Source organism: Massilia sp. 2TAF26, from assembly GCF_052115005.1.
GTDB lineage: Bacteria > Pseudomonadota > Gammaproteobacteria > Burkholderiales > Burkholderiaceae_D > Telluria.
In genome coordinates this window covers 44222-67568 of sequence record NZ_JBFRFV010000025.1, presented here as the reverse complement: position 1 = coordinate 67568, position 23347 = coordinate 44222, and the positions used below count along the sequence as shown (strand labels likewise).

At 64.8% G+C, this 23347-nt stretch carries 25 protein-coding genes and 2 tRNA genes; 16 read left to right on the top strand and 11 right to left on the bottom strand.

What is annotated here, in order from left to right; translation table 11 throughout:
- Positions 1-20 precede the first annotated feature (20 nt).
- The 4 genes from AB4Z32_RS21385 to argB all read right to left on the bottom strand — a co-directional run bounded on the left by AB4Z32_RS21385 (position 21) and on the right by argB (position 2653).
- Positions 21-1282 (bottom strand): IS3 family transposase gene (locus AB4Z32_RS21385; protein WP_442123883.1). Its coding sequence is split into 2 segments (ribosomal slippage): positions 21-935 and positions 938-1282, totalling 1260 coding nucleotides; the frame shifts between segments, so codons are not numbered across the junction.
- 244 nt (positions 1283-1526) lie between these two features.
- Positions 1527-1603 (bottom strand) — tRNA-Asp (locus tag AB4Z32_RS21380).
- A gap of 3 nt (positions 1604-1606) precedes the next feature.
- Positions 1607-1681, bottom strand: a tRNA-Thr gene (locus AB4Z32_RS21375).
- A 42-nt stretch (positions 1682-1723) separates the two neighbouring features.
- Positions 1724-2653, bottom strand: a complete 930-nt coding sequence (gene argB, locus AB4Z32_RS21370) for an acetylglutamate kinase (protein ID WP_197416498.1) — start codon at positions 2651-2653, stop codon at positions 1724-1726.
- A 108-nt stretch (positions 2654-2761) separates the two neighbouring features.
- Here argB and AB4Z32_RS21365 point away from each other — a divergent pair, with 108 nt between their 5' ends.
- The gene (locus AB4Z32_RS21365; RefSeq protein ID WP_442123882.1) at positions 2762-2971 is read left to right on the top strand and encodes a cysteine-rich CWC family protein; all 210 of its coding nucleotides are present in this window, start codon (positions 2762-2764) and stop codon (positions 2969-2971) included.
- Between the two features lie 11 nt (positions 2972-2982).
- On the opposite strand, the gene AB4Z32_RS21360 is transcribed toward AB4Z32_RS21365, so the two are convergent.
- The gene (locus AB4Z32_RS21360; RefSeq protein ID WP_442123881.1) at positions 2983-4086 is read right to left on the bottom strand and encodes an extracellular catalytic domain type 1 short-chain-length polyhydroxyalkanoate depolymerase; all 1104 of its coding nucleotides are present in this window, start codon (positions 4084-4086) and stop codon (positions 2983-2985) included.
- A gap of 149 nt (positions 4087-4235) precedes the next feature.
- Between AB4Z32_RS21360 and AB4Z32_RS21355 the strand changes: the two genes are divergently transcribed.
- The 4 genes from AB4Z32_RS21355 (at position 4236) to AB4Z32_RS21340 (ending at position 6815) form a co-directional block, all read left to right on the top strand.
- On the top strand, positions 4236-4664 hold the full coding sequence (locus AB4Z32_RS21355; RefSeq protein WP_442123880.1) for a thioesterase family protein: 429 nt from the start codon (positions 4236-4238) through the stop codon (positions 4662-4664).
- Between the two features lie 2 nt (positions 4665-4666).
- Positions 4667-4858 (top strand): DUF1289 domain-containing protein, encoded by a 192-nt coding sequence (locus AB4Z32_RS21350; RefSeq protein WP_442123927.1) that lies wholly within the window; start codon positions 4667-4669, stop codon positions 4856-4858.
- Positions 4858-5763 carry an MBL fold metallo-hydrolase gene (locus AB4Z32_RS21345; protein ID WP_442123926.1) on the top strand — a complete coding sequence of 302 codons (906 nt, stop codon included), beginning with the start codon at positions 4858-4860 and terminating at the stop codon, positions 5761-5763. Before AB4Z32_RS21350 ends, AB4Z32_RS21345 begins: the two co-directional genes overlap by 1 nt.
- Before the next feature lie 95 nt (positions 5764-5858).
- Positions 5859-6815, top strand: a complete 957-nt coding sequence (locus AB4Z32_RS21340; RefSeq protein ID WP_442123879.1) for an NAD(P)H-dependent flavin oxidoreductase — start codon at positions 5859-5861, stop codon at positions 6813-6815.
- A gap of 33 nt (positions 6816-6848) precedes the next feature.
- On the opposite strand, the gene AB4Z32_RS21335 is transcribed toward AB4Z32_RS21340, so the two are convergent.
- Complete coding sequence (locus AB4Z32_RS21335; RefSeq protein ID WP_442123878.1) at positions 6849-7454, bottom strand: hypoxanthine-guanine phosphoribosyltransferase; 606 nt, start codon at positions 7452-7454, stop codon at positions 6849-6851.
- Between the two features lie 170 nt (positions 7455-7624).
- Here AB4Z32_RS21335 and AB4Z32_RS21330 point away from each other — a divergent pair, with 170 nt between their 5' ends.
- The 7 genes from AB4Z32_RS21330 to AB4Z32_RS21300 all read left to right on the top strand — a co-directional run bounded on the left by AB4Z32_RS21330 (position 7625) and on the right by AB4Z32_RS21300 (position 12776).
- On the top strand, positions 7625-9454 hold the full coding sequence (locus tag AB4Z32_RS21330) for an aminopeptidase P family protein (RefSeq protein WP_442123877.1): 1830 nt from the start codon (positions 7625-7627) through the stop codon (positions 9452-9454).
- A gap of 1 nt (position 9455) precedes the next feature.
- Positions 9456-9722, top strand: coding sequence for a hypothetical protein (locus tag AB4Z32_RS21325; RefSeq protein WP_442123876.1), 267 nt, complete (start codon positions 9456-9458; stop codon positions 9720-9722).
- Positions 9723-9748: 26 nt separating this feature from the next.
- Complete coding sequence (locus tag AB4Z32_RS21320; protein WP_442123925.1) at positions 9749-10492, top strand: MgtC/SapB family protein; 744 nt, start codon at positions 9749-9751, stop codon at positions 10490-10492.
- Between the two features lie 13 nt (positions 10493-10505).
- Positions 10506-11084 (top strand): DUF924 family protein, encoded by a 579-nt coding sequence (locus tag AB4Z32_RS21315; RefSeq protein WP_442123875.1) that lies wholly within the window; start codon positions 10506-10508, stop codon positions 11082-11084.
- Positions 11084-11917 (top strand): Rossmann-like and DUF2520 domain-containing protein, encoded by an 834-nt coding sequence (locus AB4Z32_RS21310; RefSeq protein WP_442123874.1) that lies wholly within the window; start codon positions 11084-11086, stop codon positions 11915-11917. The genes AB4Z32_RS21315 and AB4Z32_RS21310 overlap by 1 nt, the downstream gene beginning before the upstream one ends.
- Positions 11918-11956: 39 nt before the next feature.
- The gene (locus tag AB4Z32_RS21305) at positions 11957-12334 is read left to right on the top strand and encodes an MAPEG family protein (RefSeq protein ID WP_442123873.1); all 378 of its coding nucleotides are present in this window, start codon (positions 11957-11959) and stop codon (positions 12332-12334) included.
- A 79-nt stretch (positions 12335-12413) separates the two neighbouring features.
- On the top strand, positions 12414-12776 hold the full coding sequence (locus AB4Z32_RS21300) for a hypothetical protein (protein ID WP_442123872.1): 363 nt from the start codon (positions 12414-12416) through the stop codon (positions 12774-12776).
- A 31-nt stretch (positions 12777-12807) separates the two neighbouring features.
- Here the strand turns inward: AB4Z32_RS21300 and AB4Z32_RS21295 are convergent, their stop codons facing one another.
- The gene (locus tag AB4Z32_RS21295) at positions 12808-13395 is read right to left on the bottom strand and encodes a molybdopterin-dependent oxidoreductase (protein WP_442123871.1); all 588 of its coding nucleotides are present in this window, start codon (positions 13393-13395) and stop codon (positions 12808-12810) included.
- 61 nt (positions 13396-13456) lie between these two features.
- Here AB4Z32_RS21295 and AB4Z32_RS21290 point away from each other — a divergent pair, with 61 nt between their 5' ends.
- The gene (locus AB4Z32_RS21290) at positions 13457-14053 is read left to right on the top strand and encodes an alpha-ketoglutarate-dependent dioxygenase AlkB family protein (protein ID WP_442123870.1); all 597 of its coding nucleotides are present in this window, start codon (positions 13457-13459) and stop codon (positions 14051-14053) included.
- A 180-nt stretch (positions 14054-14233) separates the two neighbouring features.
- Entirely contained in the window at positions 14234-14755 is a 522-nt protein-coding gene (locus tag AB4Z32_RS21285) for a porin family protein (RefSeq protein ID WP_442123869.1), read from the top strand.
- A 66-nt stretch (positions 14756-14821) separates the two neighbouring features.
- Here AB4Z32_RS21285 and AB4Z32_RS21280 read toward each other — a convergent pair whose 3' ends face one another.
- The 3 genes from AB4Z32_RS21280 to rarD form a co-directional block, all read right to left on the bottom strand.
- On the bottom strand, positions 14822-15361 hold the full coding sequence (locus tag AB4Z32_RS21280; RefSeq protein WP_442123868.1) for an REP-associated tyrosine transposase: 540 nt from the start codon (positions 15359-15361) through the stop codon (positions 14822-14824).
- Between the two features lie 217 nt (positions 15362-15578).
- The gene (ettA, locus tag AB4Z32_RS21275) at positions 15579-17246 is read right to left on the bottom strand and encodes an energy-dependent translational throttle protein EttA (RefSeq protein ID WP_442123867.1); all 1668 of its coding nucleotides are present in this window, start codon (positions 17244-17246) and stop codon (positions 15579-15581) included.
- Positions 17247-17405: 159 nt separating this feature from the next.
- Positions 17406-18287 carry an EamA family transporter RarD gene (gene rarD / locus AB4Z32_RS21270; RefSeq protein ID WP_442123866.1) on the bottom strand — a complete coding sequence of 294 codons (882 nt, stop codon included), beginning with the start codon at positions 18285-18287 and terminating at the stop codon, positions 17406-17408.
- 177 nt (positions 18288-18464) lie between these two features.
- Here rarD and AB4Z32_RS21265 point away from each other — a divergent pair, with 177 nt between their 5' ends.
- Together AB4Z32_RS21265 and AB4Z32_RS21260 are read left to right on the top strand one after the other, a co-directional pair.
- Positions 18465-20342 carry a potassium transporter Kup gene (locus tag AB4Z32_RS21265; RefSeq protein ID WP_442123865.1) on the top strand — a complete coding sequence of 626 codons (1878 nt, stop codon included), beginning with the start codon at positions 18465-18467 and terminating at the stop codon, positions 20340-20342.
- A gap of 110 nt (positions 20343-20452) precedes the next feature.
- Complete coding sequence (locus AB4Z32_RS21260; protein ID WP_442123864.1) at positions 20453-20911, top strand: FKBP-type peptidyl-prolyl cis-trans isomerase; 459 nt, start codon at positions 20453-20455, stop codon at positions 20909-20911.
- Positions 20912-20926: 15 nt separating this feature from the next.
- Here the strand turns inward: AB4Z32_RS21260 and AB4Z32_RS21255 are convergent, their stop codons facing one another.
- Positions 20927-23341 carry an ABC transporter permease gene (locus tag AB4Z32_RS21255; RefSeq protein ID WP_442123863.1) on the bottom strand — a complete coding sequence of 805 codons (2415 nt, stop codon included), beginning with the start codon at positions 23339-23341 and terminating at the stop codon, positions 20927-20929.
- Positions 23342-23347 lie beyond the last annotated feature (6 nt).

The following is a 23347-nucleotide window of genomic DNA, read 5'->3' as shown; positions in this document are numbered from 1 at the left end:
GTCCTGAAATAGGTTGACAGTCAAATGTAGCAAGATTCGCTAGATTCTTGCGCTCTTAAAGACGCCCGATGTACTTCATCGGGCGTTTTGTATTTCAAGGCCAGGTGTGGTCGTTCCTTGTTGTAGATATCGACTGACTGTTCCACCATGCGCCTTGCCTGGTCCAGGTCTCGAGGACGGGCTAGCAGATACTCTGTCTTGAGGATGCCGTTGATCCTTTCAGCCAAGGCGTTCTGGTAGCAGTCGTATCCGTCGGTCATCGAGCACGTCAGGCCATGTTTTTGATGCAGGGCCTGATAGCTGCTTGCACAATGCTGGAGCCCGCGATCGGAGTGATGAATCAACGGTAGACGGCCGTGTCGTGAGCCCAGTGCCATCTTCAAGGCCTTGGCTACCTCCTCGGTTTGCAAGGTGGCGTGGACGTGGTGGCCGACGATCTTGCGGGAGAATGCATCCGTAATCAGGCTCAGGTACACGCATTGCTGCTGTGTGGGGATGTAAGTGATATCGGCGACCCAGAGTTGCTCGGAACGCTGTGCCACCTTGATGGCTGTTGCAGGCTTGAGCAGATTAGGATGCTTGTGAAACCGATGAAAACTGTCAGTCGTCTTGTGGTACGCCTTGGCCCGCGCTACCAGCAGGTGAACGCGCTTCAACGTCGCAAACAAAGCGTCGCGTCCCAGTTTGATGCCAGCAGCTGAAAAGCGATCGTGCAAGAGATAATGCAGCTTTCGCCCACCTATCCGCGGCTGGCGCCGACGCACTTCCCGCACCAACTTCTCGACCTTGCCATCACGCTCCTGCAAGGCCGCTTCGGCACGGATCTGCTGGTAGTACGCCTGTCGGCTTATACCAATGAATTTGCATGCCTTGGCGAGACTCAAGCTCGCTACCTGCCCTTGCTCGATGACTCGCCTGAAGGCTTTTTTGGCAGCTTGACCCCGTACTCTTTCCGGATCACCTCCAGCATCGCCTCAAACAACTGCGCCTTCTGATTGGCATCCTTGAGCTGCGTTTCCAGTTCCTTGATGCGCTGCTCTGGCGTCTGCGGTTTAGCTTGCTTGCTCACGGGATCGCTCCTGCGCTGGTTCGGTCCCTTGAGGCTACCCCAATCCTGGCGCCCATGCTTGCGCAGCCACTTCAGCACTGTCGAACAGCCCTGAATCCCATATCGCTGCTGCGCTTGCTTGTACGTCAGTTCGCCCCTTTCCACCTCATCAACTACAGCAAGTTTAAAGGCCAGGGTGTAGTCGCGTTGTGTACGTTTTACCCTCTCGTCCATGTCGACACTCCTTGAAAGTGTCAATCTATTCCAGGACGGGTCATAAAAAGAAAAAAGGCCCGACAAGTCGGACCTTTTCTCTTCGATTCTGGCGGAGCGGACGGGGCTCGCCCACGTCCCGCGGGCCGCGGAATCGCTTGCAAGCGATTCCCTTCGAGCCCGAAACCGGGTCTCCCGCAGGGGAGACCCTCCTGTAGCTAAAAAGAAAAAAGGCCCGACAAGTCGGACCTTTTCTCTTCGATTCTGGCGGAGCGGACGGGGCTCGAACCCGCGACCCCCGGCGTGACAGGCCGGTATTCTAACCAACTGAACTACCGCTCCAGATGGTGCCCTTGACGTGGATTGAACACGTGGCCTCTCCCTTACCAAGGGAGTGCTCTACCACTGAGCTACAAGGGCATCGTTCTTGCATTTTGCAGCGACTTGAACCGCTGCAAAATTTCAGTGAGACCGGATCATAGTGCCAAAGGCCTGTTCGGTCAAGACTTCCAGCAACAAACTGTGTTCGATGCGCCCGTCGATGATGTGCACGGTATTGACGCCGGACTTGGCGGCGTCCAGTGCCGACGAGATTTTCGGCAGCATGCCGCCGGAAATCGTACCGTCCGCGAACATCTCGTCGATCTCGCGCGCCGACAGGTCGGTGACCAGATTGCCCTGCTTGTCCTGCACACCGGCGATGTTGGTCATCATGATCAGCTTTTCGGCCTTCAGGATTTCCGCGATCTTGCCGGCGACGACGTCGGCATTGATGTTGTAGGCCTGGCCATCCTGGCCGAAGCCGATCGGCGAGATGATCGGAATGAAGGCGTCGTCCTGCAGGGCCTTGACCACGGCTGGATTGATCGCCTCGATTTCGCCGACGAAGCCGATGTCGAGGAATTCGCCCGGCTTTTCCTTGTCCGGCATCGCCATGCGGCGTGCGCGGATCAGGCCGCCGTCCTTGCCGGTCAGGCCGACCGCCTGGCCGCCGTAGTGGTTGATCAGCATGACGATGTCCTGCTGGACTTCGCCGCCCAGCACCCACTCGACCACTTCCATGGTCTCTTCGTCGGTGATGCGCATGCCTTGCACGAAGGTGCCCTGCTTGCCGATCTTTTTCAGGGCGTTGTCGATCTGCGGACCGCCGCCATGCACCACCACCGGGTTCATGCCGACCAGCTTCAGCAGGATGACGTCGCGCGCGAACCCGTGTTTCAGGCGTTCGTCGGTCATCGCGTTGCCACCGTATTTGATGACGATGGTTTTTCCGTGGAAGTTGCGGATATAGGGAAGTGCTTCGGCCAGGATCTGCGCCTTGATCTGCGGCGAGACCGCAGTCAGGTCGTTCTTCTGGTCGTCGCCCGTCATTGTGCTCAGCGTAGCGTTCATTGGGGGTCCAAAAAGAATTTGCGAGATTTTACAGGCAATGGCCCGTCGCAGTGCGCATTATAAAGGCAGCTTGTTGTATTTTCCGGCCCATGCGGCTAAGGTGGGCCCATGAGCATTTGTACACGTTGCGGCGCCGCCTTCGGCTGCGCCATGGTGGACGGCGGCGACGGCCCGTGCTGGTGCACCGCCTTGCCGCCGGTCGTACCGGTTCCCGTCGCGCAATCCGGCGCGGAACAGCCCGTGCCCGGCTGCTGGTGTCCGGCCTGCCTGGGCCAGCATATCGCGCAACAGCAACAGGCGTCGTCCGGGAAGGTTTAAGGCCTGCATCGTCAGCGCCGGGTGCGGAAGAAGCGCATCATTTCGCGGCTCGCGTCCGGGCCCTTGCCGTCGGTATAGCTGCCGCGCGCATCGCCGCCCGACCAGGCATGGCCGAAGCCGTGCACCAGCCAGTGTTCCGCATGAATCGTCCCGTCCGGATGACGGTGCACCGTGCGCGTGTAGGCGTGGCCGTCGGGCACCTGGCCCGGCTCGACCGCGACCTGTTCGGCCGCATGGCGCCGCCGGCGCCGGATCAATTCTTCGCCATTCGCCGGGTGCACGGTCGTGTCCTGGTCGCCGTGGAACACGATGATCGGCAGCTCGCGCACCTTGCCGCTTTTCGGACGGCGGAAATCGCCCTTCATGGCGGCCATCGCCGTCGGCAGGTCGTGCGCGGCCGCGAAAGGCAGGCCGGAATGCACGCCCACCGCCGCATACAGCTCCGGATACAGGGTGCCCATGATGGCCGACATCGCGCCGCCGGCCGACAGCCCCGCCACGTACACCTGCTGCGGATCGACGACGTAGCGCGCCATGATGTCGCGCGTCATTCCGGCGATGATGGACGGCTCGCCCTGGTCGCGCTTCTGGTCGATCGCATTGAACCAGTTCCAGCAGCGGTGGGCATTGGCCTGCTGCGACTGGGCCGGATACAGGACCAGGCAATTCCACTCCTCGGCCAGCACGTTCATGCCGGTACCGAGCGCGAAGTCGTCCGGATTCTGGGTGCAGCCGTGCAGCATCACCAGCAGCGGAGACGGCTGGCCGGCATAGGTGCTCGGCACGTAGAGCTTGTAGTCGCGCGTGCCGGCGTCGGCGGTGAACGATCCGTCGATGAAGTGGCCGGGCAGGCCGATCGCGGCCGCGCCGGTGGACAGCGGCGGCACATTGAAGGGATTGACCGACTGGCCGATCCGGCTCAGGTCGGCCAACATGTCGGAGACGGGATCAAAGCTCATCTGGTTCGAGGCCGCTTTCTGTTTTGCCGCCGGGTGCATGCTGGAGGCGGTCTTGATCGATTCGCGCATCACGGTGCGCGCCACGGACGGGCCGCGGCGCATCAGGGAACGGGTCGCGGCGCGCATTTGCGCCAGCAATTTATTACTTAGGGACATCAGCCCTCCTTTGTCGGCGCCATGGCCGGGTTCTCAGTCTTGGTCGGCAAACTTGCATCAACCTTACTGTGCGGGCCAAAGGGTCGAACTCTACGCCCATGAGCTTTCTGGTCAAGCGCGATTCGTCCGGATACGTTAATCTGCCCACCATGCGTCCCGAATTTCAGCCCGGCATCCGCTTCGAGTGGTACTACACGGTACCTGCACGCGCCACGGTGCCTCAGCTCTACCACGATACTCCATTCTGCCTCGACATGCCGGACGTGCTCGCTACCGGCTATATGGTCGGGATGATGGAACTTGCCTGTTTGCATGGCATGATGCCCTATATGGACTGGCCGAACGAACAGAGCCTGGGCACCATGGTCAGCTTCCAGCACGTGGCGCCGACCCCGCCCGGCATGACCCTGCACGTGAAGGGCGAGGTCCTCGAGGTCGACGGCCGCCGCGTGCGCTTCAGGGTCGAAGCCTGGGATGACGTCGAACGCATCTGCGAAGGCATCCACGAGCGCGTCGTGATCGATCCGGCGCGCTTCAATGCCAAACTGGCAGGCAAGATCGAGAAAGCTTCAGCATGACCATGAATCCGGAACAGCAAACCCCCGTCCCATCCCCCTGCATCAACATCTGCCGCATGGTCCCCTCGACCGGCCTGTGCGAAGGCTGCATGCGCACCATCGACGAGATCGTCGCCTGGGGCCGCGCCGACGACGATTACAAGCGCGCCGTATGGGCCGAAATCCGGCGCCGCGAAGCGCAGCTCTTCGAGTGATGCGGCTGCCGGCCTCGATGCGGGTGTTCGAGCGCGGCTGGCTGTCCGCCAACAACATCCTGTTCAGCGGTCGCTCCGGGACGACCCTGGTCGACAGCGGCTACGTCACGCATGCCGATCAAACCCTGGCGCTGGTGCGGCACGCATTGGACGGCCGCCCGCTGGACCGCGTCGTCAACACCCACCTGCATTCGGATCACTGCGGCGGCAACGCGGCCTTGAAGGACGCCTTCGCTTGCCGCATCGCGATTCCGGTCGCCGAAGCCGACAAGGTCCGGGCCTGGGACGAGGAGGCGCTGAGCTATCGCGCCACCGGCCAGCAATGCACGCGCTTCAGCGTCGACGAGACCATCGCGCCCGGCGATGCGCTGATCATGGGAGACTTGCAGTGGCAGGCACTGGCCGCGCCCGGCCACGATCCGCACGCGCTGCTGTTCTGGTGCGAAGAAGAGGGCATCCTGATCGCCGGCGACGCCCTGTGGCAGAACGGCTTCGGGGTGATCTTTCCTGAACTGGCGGGCGAGCCTGGCTTCGACGAGGTGAGGGCCACGCTCGACCTGATCGTCTCGTTGCGGCCAGGTCTCGTCATTCCCGGCCATGGTGCGCCGTTTGCCGATGTCGACGCCGCTTTGCAGCGGGCTTACGGCCGCCTTGCTTATTTGGCTGCCGATCCGGTGCGCAACGCCGAGAATGCCGTCAAGGTGCTGCTGAAATTCCTGCTGCTGGAGCGCCGCAGCATGCCGCTGGCCGAGGTGGAAGCCCTGTTCGGGACCGTGCCGCTGCTGGTGCTGGCGCGTGGCCGCTTCCTGCCGCGTCCGGCCGCCGAACTGGCGCGCTGGGCGGTGCAGGCGCTGGAAAAGGCCGGTGCGGCGCGGCTGCAGGGCGACCAGCTGCTGGACAGTTGAGTGCCGGAATTAGAGCCGAAGATCTAGCACGGTCGTGCTTTTTTGGCCCTATAATCGGAAAACTGGTCCGATCAACCCCATCCGCGAGAATATCCATGGCGCTGCCTACCGTCCTGCAAGACCTTTCCTTACCCGTCATCGCGTCGCCGATGTTCATCGCCAGCGGCCCCGCGCTGGTCGCCGCGCAATGCAAGGCCGGCATCGTCGGCTCCTTCCCGGCGCTGAACGCACGCCCGGCCGAGCAGCTGGACGTCTGGCTGACCGACCTGCAGCGCGAGCTGGGCGATTACCAGGAAGCGCATCCGGATAAGAAGGTCGGGCCGATCGCCGTCAACCAGATCGTCCACCAGTCGAACGACCGCCTGGCGCATGACGTCGAGGTCTGCGTGAAGCACCAGGTGCCGATCATCATCTCCTCGCTGCGCGCGCCGCCGCAGGAGATGATGGACGCGGTGCACGCCTACGGCGGCATCGTGATGCACGACGTGATCTCGATCCGCCACGCCGAGAAGGCGCTGGAGGCGGGCGTCGACGGCCTGATCCTGGTCGCGGCCGGTGCCGGCGGCCATGCGGGCGCATTGTCGCCGTTCGCGCTGGTGGGCGAGGTGCGCAAATTCTTCGATGGCCCGATCGCGCTGTCCGGCTCGATCGCCACCGGCGACGCCATCCTGGCGGCCCAGGCGATGGGCGCCGACTTCGCCTACATCGGTTCGCGCTGGCTGGCGACGAAGGAATCGAACGTCAGCGATGCCTACCGCGAGGCGATCGTGGGCTCCGCCGCGGCGGACGTCGTGTACACCAACCTGTTCACCGGCGTGCACGGCAACTACCTGAAAAAATCGATCGTGGCGGCCGGGCTGGATCCGGAGAACCTGCCGGTGTCGGACAAGAGCAAGATGAGTTTTGGTTCCGGCAGCGCCAAGGCCTGGCGCGACATCTGGGGCGCGGGCCAGGGTGTCGGGCTGATGGATGACGTGCCGACGGTGGCGGAGATGGTGGAGCGGCTGAAGGCGCAGTATCAGGCGGCTCGGGAGCGCTTGTGCATCAAATGAACGTCGTTCCCGCTTTCGCGGGAATGACCTTGATTACGCCGCAGGTGGTTCTTCCTCCACCTGCTTGTCCTCTTCCTTGATTACCCACAAGCCCGGCAGGTTACGCCAGTAACCATGCGCATCCATCCCGAAGCCCACCACGAACTTGTTCGGGATGGTCAGCCCGACGATATCGGCCTGCACCGGCTTGGCGCGGCCCAGTTCCTTGTCGGCGAATACGGCCAGGATCACTTCGGCCGCGCCCATGTCGAGCAGGCGCTGCTTCACATGGGCCAGGGTCTCGCCTTCGTCGAGGATGTCGTCGACCACGATGATGGTGCGGCCGGCCACGTTCTGGCGCGGGATCACCTTCCACACGACTTCGCCGCCGCGGTCCAGGTCGCCGTAGCGGGTCACGTGGATGTAGTCGAATTCGAGCGGGAAGCTCAGCTGGGGCAGCAGGTGGCCGGTGAAGACCACCGCGCCGCCCATCACGCCCAGCACCAGCGGGAATTCGCCGGTGGCGTCGGTGTCGAAGCGCTGGTTCAGCACCTCGGCGACGTTTCGCACGGCGGCTTGCACCGTATCGGCGCTGACGAGTTCCTCGGCGCGGGCGAGGAGTTCGCGGGCGCGGGTGTAATGAAAGTCCTGTTCTTGCATGGTTTATTGTGAGAAAAAGAATGCAGCTTCGATTATCCGTCAGAATGCCGCGGACGGTGTTCCTCTTGGCTTGGCGCAGTTGCCGACTGCGCCACATCCTGACAGAGGGGCGTATCATACGCAGCTTGGAGAATCCACAACACACCCGCATCCCCAACATGCCAGCAAATATGCCAGCCAATCAGCCAGCAATCGACACCACCGGCCAGCGCGCCGAACGCCTTGCCCAACTGCGCGCCGCAATGGCGCGCCACCAGGTCGACGCCTTCATCGTTCCTTCCGCCGATCCCCACCTGTCCGAGTATCTGCCAGGCCGCTGGAAGGGCCGTGAATGGCTGTCGGGCTTCACCGGCTCGGTCGGCACCTTCATCGCCACCGGCGATTTCGCCGGCGTCTGGACCGACGGCCGCTACTACACCCAGGCCGAGCAGGAACTGGCGGGCACCGAGGTCCGCCTGATGAAGATCCCTTCGGGCGCCAGCCTCCTGCACATCGACTGGCTGGCCGAGACCATGCAGCCGGGCCAGACCGTCGCCGTCGACGCCCGCGTGCTGGGCCTGGCCGTGGCGCGCCTGCTGGAAGACGCGCTGAAGGCGCGCGGCATCCATCTGCGCACGGACCTCGACCTGCTGGACGAGATCTGGAGCGTCCGTCCGGGCCTGCCGCCCGAACCGGTCTACGAACACGAGGCGCCGTACGCCACCATGGCGCGCGCCGACAAGCTGCACGCCGTCCGCAACGCGATGGCGAAACTCGGCGCCGAGCGCCATTTCATCTCGACCCTGGACGACATCGGCTACCTGTTCAACCTGCGCGGCGCCGATGTCAGCTACAACCCGGTATTCGTCGCGCATGCGCTGGTCGAACCGTCCGGCGCCACCATCTTCGTCGCCGAGGGCAAGGTCCCGGCCGCGCTGCGCGAGCGTCTCGAGCGGGACGGCGTGCGCGTCGCCCCCTACGAGCAGGCGGTCCAGGCCCTGCAGGCGCTGCCGGCCGGCTCCAGCCTGCTGCTCGATCCGCGCCGCGTCACCGCCGGCATGCGCGCCGCCGTGCCCGCGAACGTGCGCGTGGTGGAAGCGATCAATCCGACCACCTTCGCCAAATCGCGCAAGCTGCCGGCCGAAGCCGATCACGTGCGCGACACCATGGAGCAGGACGGTGCCGCCCTGTGCGATTTCTTCGCTCAGCTCGAAGCGCAACTTTCGGATCCGAAGCGCGCGCCGCTCACCGAAGTCATGATCGACGAGCAGATCACGGCCGCGCGTGCGCGCCGTCCGGGCTTCGTCAGCCCCAGCTTCGGCACCATCGCCGGCTTCAACGCCAACGGCGCCATCATGCACTACCGCGCCACCCCGGAGAATTGCGCGACCATCGAAGGCGACGGCCTGCTGCTGATCGACTCCGGCGGCCAGTACCTGGGCGGCACCACCGACATCACCCGCGTGGTCCCGGTCGGCACGCCCTCCGCCGCGCAGAAGCGCGACTTCACCCTGGTGCTGAAGGGGATGATCAACCTGTCGGTGGCGCGCTTCCCGCGCGGTACCAAGGGACCGATGCTGGACGCCCTGGCGCGCGCCCCGATCTGGGCCGCCGGCATCGACTACGGCCACGGCACCGGCCACGGCGTCGGCTACTTCATGAACGTGCACGAAGGCCCGCAGGTGATCTCGCCGACCGCCATGCCGGAGCCGCACACGGCGATGGAGCCGGGCATGATCACCTCGAACGAACCGGGCATCTACCGCCCGGGCCGCTGGGGCATCCGCATCGAGAACCTGGTGCTGGCCCAGGTGGTCGAGAACACCGAGTTCGGCGAATTCCTCGGCTTCGAGACGCTGACCCTGTGCCCGATCGACACCCGCTGCATCGACATGACCCTGATGCGCGGCGACGAGGTCGCGTGGCTGAACGACTACCACCGCAGCGTGCGTGCGCGCCTGCTGCCGCTGGTCGACGGCGCCGCGCGCGACTGGCTCGAACTGCGTACGAAGGAGATCTGAGATGGCGGCCGGCGTCCGTTCCACCCGCGCCAGCGCCGCCGTCGAGCGCCTGAAAAGGCGCACCGGCACCACCACCTATTCGATGGCGCGTACCGGTGACGGCCACTTCTTCCTGTCCGAGAAGGCCGGCGCGCCGCCGCTGTGCCCACCGATGGAGCTGGACGACTTCGTGAAATTCGTCGATGGCCTCGGACCGCAGCCCGAAAAGCGCATCACCAAGAACGATGCCGCTTTCGAAAAGCAGCTGGTGAGGAAGAAGCAGCCTTGAATCCAACCGTCGTGCACGACCCGGTGATGACCGTGTCCGAGGTGATCCGGGCCTACTGGTCGCATGCCGAGCTGCTGACCAACGCCCTGGTGCTGCTGCACCTGCTGGGCGCGCTGCTGCTGGGCCTGATGGTCGGCTACGAGCGCTCCTATCACGGGCGCGCGGCCGGCATGCGCACCTATGGCCTGGTGTGCATGGCCTCGTGCGCGCTGACCGTCATCGCCGGTTATCCGAACTCCTGGTATGGCGGACATGGCGCCGCGGTGGCGCTGGTCGATCCGACCCGCGTGATCCAGGGCGTGGTCACCGGCATCGGCTTCCTCGGCGCCGGCGTGATCATGCGCTCGGGCTTCAACATCAGCGGCCTTACGACGGCCGCTTCGATCTGGGCCTCGTCGGTGATCGGCATCATGGTCGGCGTCGGCTTCTACATGGCGGCGATGGGCCTGGCCTTTTTCTCGGCCATGATCATGATCTACCTGAACCGCGCGGTGAGTACGCTGCCGTCGCGCCAGGCGGTGGCCGTGACCTTGCGTTTCAAGCCCGGCGTGCGTCCGCAGGAAAACGAGCTGCGCAAACAGGCCCTGGACCGCGGCTACGAGATCGCCGGCGGCTCGCTCACCATCGGCAGCGACAAGGGCTGCCAGGAGTGGCGCTTCGTGGCGCTGGCGCTGGCCAACCACGCCGGCGCGCCGCTGTCGTCGCTGGCCACGGAACTGTCGAACTTCGAAGGCGTGGACGGCTTCCTGCTCTCGCACGCCCGCAACTGATATGGAAAACAAGATGAAAGCCCAGGAAGTACTCGATTTCTGGTTCGGTCCCCCCGGCAGCGAGATTGCTTGCGGACCGCGCCGCGAATGGTTCGTCAAGAGCGACGCTTTCGACGACCGGATCAGGCAGCGCTTCGGCACGGCCATCGACCAGGCCATCGCCGGCGGCCTGCGCGAGTGGGATGCAGAAGGACCGCAAGGCGTGCTCGCGCGCCTGCTGGTGCTCGACCAGTTCACGCGCAATGCCTGGCGCAATACGCCGCAATCCTTCGCCGGCGATACGCTGGCCCTGGCTTGCGCGCGCCAGCTGGTCGACAGCGGCGCGCACAAGGAGTTGCCGCCCCTGCAGCGCGCCTTCGTCTACATGCCCTTCGAGCATGCCGAGGATGCGTACATGCAGGAGCGCGCGGTCGAGCTGTTCACCAACCTGGCCGCCGAACACCCGGGCTTCGACGAGATGCTCGACTATGCGCACCGTCACCGTGGCGTGATCGCGCGCTTCGGCCGCTTCCCGCACCGTAACGAGATCCTCGGCCGCGCATCGACGCCGGAGGAGATCGAATTCCTGCGCCAGCCCGGCTCGCGCTTCTGATGACAGCCACCCTGAACATCGTCGGCGGCGGCCACGTCGGCCGCGCGCTGGGCCGCCTGTTTTATCAACGCGGCGTATTCGAGGTGCAGGATGTGCTGGCCCGCTCGCAGGCCAGCGCGCAGGCGGCGGTGGATTTCATCGGCGCCGGTCGCGCCGTCGCGTCGTCCGAGGCGCTGCGTCCGGCTTCCGCGTGGATGCTGGCCGTATCCGACGACAGCATCGGCGAGGTCGCGCGCCTGCTGGCTTCACGTGGCGGGTGGCAGGGCGCGGTGGTGTTCCACTGCAGCGGCGCCAAGGCCTCCACTGAACTGGAGCCGCTGCGCGCCGCCGGCGCCGTGGCCGCCAGCATGCACCCGGTGCGCAGCTTCGCCGATCCGCGCCAGGTGGCCGAGGCTTTCGACGGCACCTTCTGCGGCGTCGAAGGAGACGCCGATGCGCTGGCAGTACTGAACCCGGCCTTTGCGAGCATCGGCGCGCGCATGGTGGCGATCGATGCCAGCGCCAAGACCGTGTATCACGCGGCTTCGGTGTTCGCCTCGAACTACCTCACCACGGTGCTCGACGCCGCCCTGCGCGCCTGGCAGGCGGCCGGGATTCCGGAGGACGTGGCGCGCGAACTGGCGCGGCCGCTGGCCACCGAGACCCTGGCCAATGTGTTCCGGCTGGGAGCGGAGACCGCGCTGTCCGGACCGATCGCGCGCGGCGACGCCGCCACCGTGGCGCGCCAGCAGGCCGCCGTCGAGGACTGGGACCCGGCCACCGGCGTGCTCTACGAAGCTCTGGCCGGCGCTACCTGGGACCTCGCGCGGCGCAAGCACGCTGGCCGGGCCTGATATTAAGCATAAGTTTTTCTTATTCATGGAGAAGGTGACATGCATCTGACCGCGTGGGCCACGCTGGCCGTGCTCGGCGTCTATTTCTGGACCGGCGTGATGGCCGGTGTGGCAAGGGCAAAATACAAAGTGCCGGCGCCCGGCATGGACGGCCCCTTGCCCTTCCAGAGCGCGCAACGGGTACAGGCCAATACCCTCGAGCAGCTGCCGCTGGTGCTGGCGCCGCTGTGGCTGTGCGGGACGTATCTGGGCGATACCTGGGCGGCGGCCGGCGGCCTGCTGTGGTGCCTGGGACGCGTCCTGTACGCGCTGGGCTATTACCGCGATCCGAGCAAGCGCGAAGCCGGTTTCGTCATCGGCATGCTGGCCTGCGGCGCCCTGGTCGCGGGCAGCGCGGTCGGTCTGCTGTTGCACTAGAGCAAAAATTCAACATCGTTCCGTCGACAAAGTTCCCATAGTGCAATAAGCTGGGCAACCTACGACCATGGAGGATCGCATGCTGTTTTTGAAGAGTACCAGCGTCACCAAAGCGCCGGGCATTTACGAAGTCGATGTCGCCGCCAAACCGCCGGGCAAGACCTTCGGCGTCTTCCTGGCCACCGACCCCGACAATCCGCCGAATGCCGTGCTGGCTGCGCTGCAGGAACTTGGTTTCCAGAATACCTTCCAGCAGAGCTATATCCATAAAGACAAAGGCAAGGTGCTCGACCTGCACTTCCAGAAAGACGGCACCGATCTGTTCAAGGGCTGGAAGATGGAGGAATGCACCGGCAACCTGGCGGCGCTGGATACTTTGTTTGGTAACTTCGGCATTACCGTCACGCCGCGTGTGATGAGCCTGGCGGAAGCCTACGCCTGACCGACCTTCCCGCGAAAGCGGGAATGACGCGTCAGCGCACTTCAACGTGATACAAAGCCCAAGGGCAAGCCGCAAAGCGCTGCGGCAGCGGCAGCGCGGCCATCTCCGGCACCCGGTCGGCGTCATACACCGCCCATAGCGGTCCCAATCCCCCCAGCGGCATCGGTTTGCCATCCACGTGCGTGGCGAGGATGAAGCGCCGTGCGCGCGCCTGCGCCAGCGGCAGCTCGACGTTGTAGCCGTCCACCGCGCGCAGCACCAGCACCGTCTTGTCCTCCAGCCTGGCGCCGGCGCGCGCCAGCACGTCCGTCAGCAGCGGACCGCGCAGCGCATGCGTCTTGCCGTCGTATTCCAGGGTCGGGCGGATCGTGAGCGCGGGCAGGGCGCGCAGGGCGGCCTCGTCGAACACCCAGGCCTTGCGGAAGCCGACGCCGTGCTTGTGCATCATCTGGTCGAGCACCGGATCGAAGGGGCCGCGGTTGCTGTGGGCCAGCGCGCCGGTGACCGTCAGCAGGGCCGGTCCGTCCGGCAGGGCCGGCAGGGAAGCGGCGGCGGCCCGGCCGGCGAGCGGGAAGGCGCCGGCCGCTGCCGCCGCGCCGAGGAACTGGCGTTTGTTCATGCGAAAATGTCCTGTCGATGGGATCCCGCCATCATAGCTTTCACATTGTCGTATTGTCTCGATGGACCTGTTTTCTCCTGATACCGGCCTGCAGCCGATTCCGATCGAGGATGGCGAGCTGGCGCTGCTGTCCCGGCTGCCCCTGCCGATCCCGAATGCCGAGGTCTTCGCGCGCCTGTTGCGCGAGACCGCCTGGCGCCACGAAACCATCGTCGTGTACGGCAAGCGCCACCTGCAGCCGCGCCTGACGGCCTGGTATGGCGAGGCCAGCTATACCTATTCCGGCCTGCGCCTCGAGGCACTGCCGATGACGCCGCTGCTCGAGCAATTGCGCAGCGCAGTCGAAGCCGCCACCGGCCACCGCTACAACAGCGTGCTGCTGAACCATTACCGCGACGGCGACGACAGCATGGGCATGCACAGCGACGACGAACCGGAACTGGGCCCGCGACCCGTCATCGCCTCGCTCAGCTACGGTGCCACCCGGACCTTCATCCTGCGCCACAAGCGCAGCAAACGCACCGTCAAATTCGATCTCGCGGACGGCAACCTGCTGCTGATGGCCGGTGCTCTCCAGCAGCACTGGCTGCACGGCATCAACAAGACTGCAAAACCGATAGGACCCAGGCTCAACCTCACTTTTCGTTACATCGCCTAATTTATATACAACCGCTGTCAATATCGCCCATTTTATTACTGAATAACGGGTCATTTAGTAACATCTGATTACAGTTCTTACGAAATGGGCACTGACTTGAGGATTTGGCACTGTTATCTTGGCTACATCGCGATGCACTTTACATCGCGAATCAGACGAACCAGATAAAGGATGCCGAATATGAAAAAGCTCATCGTTGCACTGATCGCAGGCGCTGCCGCCATGTCCGCAGCACAAGCCCAGAACTTCACCGACAACCCGCACGCCTACGTCGGCGTCGGTGTCAGCTCCGCCAAGAACAAGCAGCTGGACGACTACAAGGCCAACGGCAAGATCTACGGCGGCTACGAATTCAACCGCACCTGGGCTGCTGAAGCCGGCTACACCGATTTCGGTACCAACACCTTCGCCAACGGCAACACCAAGGGCGACAGCTACTACGTGGCCGCCAAGGCAACGATGCCGATCAACGAGCAGTTCTCGGCATACGGCAAAGTCGGTGTCGAACACAGCGAGCGCAAGCTGAACACCGCCGGCCTGAACCTGTCGAGCAACGATACCGGCGCCTACGGTGCCCTGGGCGTGCAGTACAAGCTGAACCAGCAAGTTGCCCTGACCGCCGAATACGAGCGTTATGGCAAGGAGAAGGATATCGGCGCCAAGTCGAACGTGTGGACTGTTGGCGCGCACTACAACTTCTAAACTTGTAGTTGCAGTTCCTAGGGTAAGAACGGGGCCTTCGGGCTCCGTTTTTTTATTGTGCGCCGCTCAGAGCGGCACCCGTGCCGGCGCATGCAGCGGCGGCATCCAGGGCGGCGGCGCCAGCGGCGGCTGCGGCGCATCGAAGCCGGCGGCGACGAAGCGGTGCAGCGAAGACCATGGCCACTCGGCCGCCTGCTGGCAGAAGCCGTGCCGCATCGGGTTGCTGTGCACGTAGTCGACCAGGGCCGCGTACTCGTCGTCGTCGCCGACGCGGTAGTCGCGGTAGTGGCGTTCCCAGATCGTGGCGTCGGCCGCGCCGGCCAGTGCCAGTCCGGTCTTGTGCAGGGCCTTCGAAAAGGCGATCTTGACCGCGCGCCAGCGGGTGGCGCAATCGTGGTCGCCGGGAGGCAGGGTCCAGATCGCGTGGGCGTGATCGGGCAATACTACCCAGGCATCGACGTGGAAGGGCTTGCGGATCCGTGCCTGGCGCATGGCTTCGCCAAACGCCGAGAAATGGTCTGTCAGCAAAGTGCTATTCCGGTCCAGCAGCCGTACCGTAAAAAAGTAGGTCATGCCGGGAACGCGGTTATCGCGGTAACGTGTCATGAATGATCGTGGCGTGAGCCGATCTCAAGGACGCCCGATTCTACACATGAGATGTGCATAGGGCCGATCCATTTCCGCGCGAAAATTGCGGCGCGCGCACTGCGACAATCAAGCGCCAGCATGGCCCAAAACGTCGTCCGCACCTGTTTGCGGACGAAAAAAAGCTCCCCGTAGGGAGCTTTTGTGGCGCAAATACTACTGATTCGACGCAGTTAGCTTAAGCGCTGAGCGGCTTGTAGCGGATACGCTTCGGCTTCGCGCCTTCCTCGCCCAGACGCTTCTTCTTGTCGGCTTCGTATTCCTGATAGTTACCGTTGAAGAAGGTGACTTGCGAGTTGCCCTCGAAGGCCAGGATGTGGGTTGCGATACGGTCCAGGAACCAGCGGTCGTGCGAGATCACCATCACGCTGCCGGCGAATTCCAGCAGAGCATCTTCGAGCGCGCGCAGGGTTTCGACGTCGAGGTCGTTCGACGGTTCGTCCAGCAGCAGGACGTTGCCGCCTTGCAGCAGGGTCTTGGCCAGGTGCAGGCGGCCGCGTTCGCCGCCCGACAGGTTGCCGACCACCTTCTGCTGGTCCGCGCCCTTGAAGTTGAAGCGGCCGAGGTAGGCGCGCGACGGCATTTCGAAGCGGCCGACGCTCAGCATGTCGGCGCCGCCGGTGACGTCTTCGAACACGGTCTTGTTGTTCGCCAGCTCGTCGCGGTGCTGGTCGACCAGCGACACCTTCGCGGTCTGGCCGATCACGACTTCGCCGCTGTCCGGCTGCTCCTTACCAGCGATCATCTTGAACAGGGTCGACTTACCGGCGCCGTTCGGGCCGATGATGCCGACGATCGCGCCCGGCGGAACGGTGAAGGACAGGTTGTCGATCAGCAGGCGGTCGCCGAAGGCTTTGCTGACGTTCTTGAACTCGATGACTTCGTTGCCCAGGCGTTCCGCGACCGGGATGAAGATCTCCTGGGTCTCGTTGCGCTTCTGGTATTCGTATTCGCTCAGCTCGTTGAAGCGGGCCAGGCGAGCCTTCGACTTGGCCTGGCGGGCCTTCGGGTTCTGGCGCGACCATTCGAGTTCCTTCTGCAGCGCCTTCTGGCGCGCCGATTCGGTCGCTTCTTCCTGCTTCAGGCGCGCCTGCTTCTGGTCCAGCCAGGACGAGTAATTGCCCTTCCATGGGATGCCCGAACCGCGGTCCAGTTCCAGGATCCATTCGGCGGCATTGTCGAGGAAGTAGCGGTCGTGGGTGATGCCGACCACGGTGCCGGGGAAGCGCAGCAGGAACTGCTCCAGCCACTCGACCGATTCGGCGTCCAGGTGGTTGGTCGGCTCGTCCAGCAGCAGCATGTCCGGCTTCGAGAGCAGCAGCTTGCACAGCGCCACGCGGCGCTTTTCACCGCCCGACAGCACGCCGATCTTCTGGTCCCACGGCGGCAGGCGCAGCGCGTCGGCGGCCATTTCCATCTGCAGGTTCAGGTTGCCGCCGTCGGCCGCGGCGATGATCGACTCCAGGCGCTCCTGCTCCTTGGCGAGGGCGTCGAAATCGGCGTCTTCTTCCGCATAGGCGGCGTACACGGCTTCCAGCTTGGCCTGCGCTTCGAAGGCTTCGCCCAGGCCGCTTTCCACTTCCTGGCGCACGGTCTTTTCCGGATCCAGCTGCGGTTCCTGCGGCAGGTAGCCGATGTTCAGACCCGGCATCGGGCGCGCTTCGCCCTGGATATCGGTGTCGATGCCGGCCATGATCTTCAGCAGCGTCGATTTACCGGAGCCGTTCAGGCCCAGCACGCCGATCTTCGCGCCTGGGAAGAAGGACAGCGAGATGTCCTTCAGAATCTGGCGTTTCGGTGGGACGATCTTGCCCACGCGGTTCATGGTGTAGACGTAATTGGCCATGTAGTAATTGAGTAATGCGTTGAGAGGACGACAGGATACTGTAAAAAATCGGGGTCAGAGCACATTTTCGGCTGGGCGTCACTCGGAAGCCGGCCTGATAATGTGCTCTGACCCCGAATTCAGGAAATTGCTCGAAAAAGTGCTCTGACCCCGAATTATTCAGGCTTTTGCCGCGGTGGCCGGGCGGCGCAGCAGGCCTTCGGCTGCGAACAGGGCCAGCGCCAGCCAGATCAGCGCGAAGCCGACCAGGCGGTCGGCCGTGAAGGCTTCGTGGAAGATCCACACGCCGAGCAGGAATTGCAGCGTCGGCGACAGGTATTGCAGCAGGCCCAGCACGGACAAGGGGATCTGGCGAGCGCCCGAGGCGAACAGCAGCAGCGGGATCGCGGTGATCGGCCCGGCCGCCATCAGCAGCACACGGGTGGTGTTCGAGTCCGTGTTGATGAAGGCGTTCTGGCCGTGCAGGGTCAGCCAGGCGACGTAGGCGCCCGCCAGCGGGAACAGGACCATGGTCTCGAAGGACAGGCCTTCCAGTGCGCCCAGCGCCGCCGTCTTGCGCATCAGGCCGTAGCCGCCGAAGGACAGCGCCAGCGCCAGCGCGATCCAGGGTACGGTGCCGGCCTGCCAGGTCAGCCAGGCCACGCCCAGCGCGGCGACACCGATGGCCATCCACTGCGTGCGCCGCAGGCGTTCCTTCAGCAGCAGGTAGCCCAGCGAGATATTGACCAGCGGATTGATGAAATAGCCCAGGCTGGCTTCGATCACGTGGCCGTTGTTGACCGCCCAGATATAGATCAGCCAGTTCACGCTCAGCAGCAGGGCCGAGGCGACGAAGCTGCCGAACACGCGCGGCTTGCGCACCAGGTCGAGCCAGGCCCATTGCCGGCGCACGGCCAGCACGATGACCAGGAACAGCAGCGACCACAGCATGCGGTGCGCCAGGATCTGCACGGGCGGGACGTCGCCGATGGCGTGGAAATACAAGGGAAACAGACCCCAGCAAAGGAAGGCAAGGGCGGCGGACAGGATGCCGGTACTCATGGATCGTGCGGACAGGTTACGGGGAAGTCATTATCCTTGAACTCGTCCGAGCCTGCTGATGGCTTGCCATTTTCCTATTCGCTGAGACAATAGCGTCCTCGAAAGACGCAATTTCGCTTGTCTTTCCATGTTCATTATTCTATTGTGCAACGCACCAAAACAAGTCATGGTGAAATCTTGAGTGAGCAACACAAGAAAAGCAGCCTCGCGGCGCTGACCCTGTCCGCAGTCGGCATCGTCTACGGCGACATCGGCACCAGCCCGCTGTACACGCTGAAGACCATCTTCGACCCCACCCACGGCCTGGTCCTGACGACCCCGAACCTGCTGGGCATCGTGTCCCTGATCTTCTGGGGCCTGACGATGATCGTCTCGCTCAAGTACGTGACCCTGATCCTGCGCGCCGACAACCGCGGCGAGGGCGGCATCATGGCCCTGATGGCGCTGGCCCTGAACTCGGTGACACGCACGTCGCGATTGCATTACGCGCTGATGCTGCTCGGCGTGTTCGGCGCCACCATGTTCTACGGCGACAGCGTGATCACGCCGGCGATTTCCGTGCTGAGTGCGATCGAGGGCCTGGAAGTGGCCACGCCGGGCCTCGAGCAATGGGTGGTGCCGCTGACCATCGTGGTGCTGGTGATCCTGTACAGCGTGCAGCGCCACGGCACTGCCGGCATCGGCCGCTTCTTCGGTCCGGTGATGGTCGTCTGGTTCGCCGCGCTGGCGATCATGGGCATCATCAACATTGCGGCGGCACCAATGATCCTGCAGGCGCTGAACCCGCTGCACGCCTTCGAATTCATGCTGCGCGAGCGGATGATCGCCTTCATCGCGCTGGGCGCGGTGGTGCTGGCCTTTACCGGCGCCGAAGCCCTGTACGCCGACATGGGCCACTTCGGCAAGAAGCCGATCCGCTTCGCCTGGTTCATGATCGTGTTCCCGGCGCTGGCCCTGAACTACCTCGGCCAGGGCGGCCTCTTGATCACCCATCCGGAAGCGATCGAAAACCCGTTCTTCCGCCAGCTCGGCAGCTGGAGCGTGCTGCCGCTGGTACTGCTGTCGACCGTGGCGACCGTGATCGCCTCCCAGGCCACCATCTCCGGCACCTTCTCGATGACCAAGCAGGCCATCGCGCTTGGGCTGCTGCCGCGCATGCGCGTGATGCACACCTCGGAAAGCGAGATCGGCCAGATCTACATCCCGGCCGTCAACTGGCTGCAGCTGGCGGCGGTGCTGGCCGCGGTGGTCGGCTTCGGCTCGTCCGATAAACTGGCCGGCGCCTACGGCATCGCGGTGACGGCCACCATGTTCATCACCACCTTCCTGACCTTCTTCGTGGTCCGCTACCGCTGGCACCTGCCGCTGTGGGTCTGCCTGGGCTCCACCGGCTTGTTCATGGTCATGGACGTGATGCTGTTCTCGGCCAGCACCCTGAAGCTGCTGCACGGCGGCTGGTTCCCGCTGGTGATCGGCGTGGTCCTGCTGACCATCATGCTGACCTGGAAGCGCGGCCGCGAACTGGTGTTCGAGAACCTGGAAAAGCATGCGATCCCGCTCGACGACTTCCTGCAGTCGCTGTTCGTCGGCCCGCCCACGCGCGTGGCCGGCACCGCGATCTTCCTGCGCGGCGAAACCGACGGCGTGCCGCACGCACTGCTGCACAACCTGCTGCACAACAAGGTGCTGCACGAGCGCGTGGTGTTCCTGACGGTGCACATCCGCGAAGAGCCCTACGTGCCGGAAGCCGAACAGGTCGAGGTGATCGCGCTGGGCCACAACTGCTTCCAGCTGAACGTCAGCTACGGCTTCAAGGACGAAGCCGACATCCCGGACATCCTGCGCCTGTGCGCCGTCCAGCACCTCGAATTCGAGATGATGGAAACCTCCTTCTTCATCGCGCGCCAGACCGTGATCTCGGTGCCGGGATCGGGCATGATGCCGTGGCGCGAGCACCTGTTCGTGCTCATGCAGCGCAACGCGCGCACGGCGGCCGACTACTACCAGATCCCGGCCAACCGTGTGATCGAGCTGGGTACGCAAGTCGAAATCTGAGGACGGCGCGACGACAAAGCCGTACAAATTTCGCATAGACAGCCATGGCGACTCCTTGGTATGGTCGAAGTTTCCTTAGTTAAACTTCAACCGATTCTGCAAGGAGCACCATGAAACTGTCCTTCCCGCTGGCCGCCGCCTTCGCCGCCATGTTGAGCCTGACCGCCTGCGGCGGCGGCGGTGGCGATTCCGGCAGCGGCAACACGACCAACCCGGCCGCCACCATCAAGATCGTCGCCGAGACTGCCGGTACCGGCGCCGAAGCGGCCAAGGGCAGCCACGTGCTGGTCAATTACACGGGCTGGCTGTACAGCGCCACCGCCGCCGGCAACAAGGGCACCCAGTTCGACAGCAGCGTCGGCAAGGGGTCCTTCGAATTCATCGTCGGCGCCAACGTGATCGAAGGCTTCAGCCAGGGCGTGCAGGGCATGAAGGTGGGCGGCAAGCGCACCATCGTGATCCCGGCCGTCATCGGCTACGGTTCCTCCGGCTTCGGCGCGAGCATCCCGCCGAACGCCGACCTGGTATTCGATCTCGAGCTGGTCAAGGTCTGCGGCGTCACCTGCTGACGCCACGTTCCCGTCTCACTCGCGCAGCGCCCGCGCCGGCCGGATCCGTACCGCGGCCAGCGTGTGGCGCAGGGTCGAGCCCAGCGTCACCAGCAAGGCCAGCAGCAGCGCCGCGAGGATGGTCCAGGCGCCGACCGGGGCCCGCTCCGTGAAACCGGCCAGGTAGCGCTGCAGGGCGATCCAGGCCGGCGGCAAGCCCACCAGGGCACCGGCGCCGACCAGCAGCGCGAACTCGCGCAGCACCAGGCCGCCGACCTCCGCGCCGTTCGCCCCGTACAGCTTGCGCAGCACGATCTCGCGTTCGCGCCGCTGCACGCTGTAGGCCGCCAGCACATAGATGCCGAAGGCGGCGATCGCGGTCGCGATCACGCTCGATGCGGCCAAGAGCTTGGCCAGGCGCAGGTCGTCGGCATAGAACTGGTCGACGATGAAGCGGTCCATGTGCACGACGTCGACCGGCTCGTTCGGGAAGTGGCGCGGCCAGAGGTCCTGGACCGCGTGCCGCACCGCCACCGGATCGCCGCTGCAGCGGATGGTCAGGATCCGCACCCGGTCGCGCAGGTAGAACACGCTCGGCTGCTCGCCTTCGCGCGCCGAACGGTGCCGGATGTCCGGCGCCACGCCCACGATCTGCATCTGCTGGTCGTCCTTGTCGCTCCCTCCCAGCATCTTGCCGACCGCTTCCTGCGGGCTGGCGAAGCCGAACTTGCGCGCCGCCGAGGCGTTGATCACCACCCTGTCCGTTTCGTTGATCCGGTCCAGCGCAGGGCTGTACAGCCGGCCGGCCAGCGGCTTCAGTCCATACACATCGAAGAACTCCGGGCTGACCGCGTAGAGGTTGAGATCGATGGCCTGGCCGCCCTCGCGGCGCAGCGAAGTGATGTTGTTGCTGGAGGTGACCGGGATGTTCGCTTCCGCCACCCCTGCCACGCCGGGCAGGCGCAGGACTTCGTCGCGGAAGGCGCGCATGCGCGGGTCGCGCATGTCGTTCCCGGCGGGTAGCGTCAGCAGCGGGCGCGGATCGAAGCCGGGGCTGAGGGTGCTGGCGTAATGCGTCTGCCAGGCCACCGCCAGCGTGGTGCCGGTCAGGCCCATCGCAGCGGCGAACTGCAGCGCGGTGAGCGAGCGCCGCATCCACAGGCCGCCCACGGTTTCGCTGCCGCCGCGGCCGGCCAGCGCGGCGCTGGCGCGCACCCGCAGCGCCGACCAGGTCGGCCAGGCGCCGGCCGCGACGCCCAGCAGCACCCCGAACAGCAGCGCCGCCGCCAGTGCGCCGGGGCTGAACATCGTGTCGAAGCGGCGCTGTACCAGGTCGGAAAACAGCGGCAGCACCAGCCAGGCCAGCAGCAGCCCGAGCAGGGTGGCGATCAGGCATACCAGCACGGATTCGGCCAGGAACTGGCGCGCCACCGCCTGCGCCGACGCGCCCAGCACCTTGCGCATCGCGATTTCGCGCTGGCGCGCCAGGGTGCGGATGGTGGCCAGGTTGACGTAATTGACCGCCGCCAGCAGCAGGATCAGCAGCGCCACCGCGGCCAGCCCCAGCATCGCCCGGCGGTCGCCGTGGATCTGCGAGCTTTCCTTCAGGTCGGGATCGAGATAGGCGTCGGCGATCGGCCCGAGCTTGTACTCGATCAGGTCGCGCCCACCGAGCGCCGCCACCTGGTCGGCGTAGTCGCGCCTGACCAGCGGCGACTGGTTCAGGCCGCGCCGCACGGCGTCGAGCACGGCCTGCGGATCGGCGCCCGGCAGCAGCTTCAGGTAGGCGCGGCCAGCCACGCCGCCCCAGGCATTCCTGAAATTCTTCAGAGACGGCCAGATCGTGCCGGACGTCGAAGCCAGCCCATCGTAGGGCAGGGTGGTGGCGGCCGGCTGGTCGGCCAGCACCGCCGCCACAACATAGGTCCGGCGGTCGTTCTGCACGGTCTTGCCGACCACGTCGGCGCGTCCGAACAGTTTGATGGCGGCCTCCCTGGTCAGCGCCAGTGCGTCGGGCCGGGTGAGGGCGGCGTGCAGGTCGCCGGCGAGCACCCTGGGCGCGAAAATCTTCGGGAAGTCGGGGTCGACCAGGGCCACCATGACCGTGCCGACGACATCGCCGGCGCGCACATCGAGGTTGTAGTCGATGAAAGCGCTGGCCAGCAGCGGCTGGCCGCTCGCGAGCGCCGCGTCGCGCGCCGGCAGGCTGATGGAATCGGACCAGTCGTTGCCGACTGCGGCCACGTTCCAGCGCTGCATCAGCCGCATCACGCGCTCCCGTTCCGGCACGTTCTCGTCATAGGAGAACGAATGGGCTACGTACCCGAGCAGCAGGAAGCACACGGCGATGCCGACCGCGAGGCCGAGGACCACCACCGCCGAATATGCCGGCTCCTTGACCAGCTGCCGCCAGCCGATGCGGAAATCGCGCAGGTTCATTTTCATGTGCATGCCGCC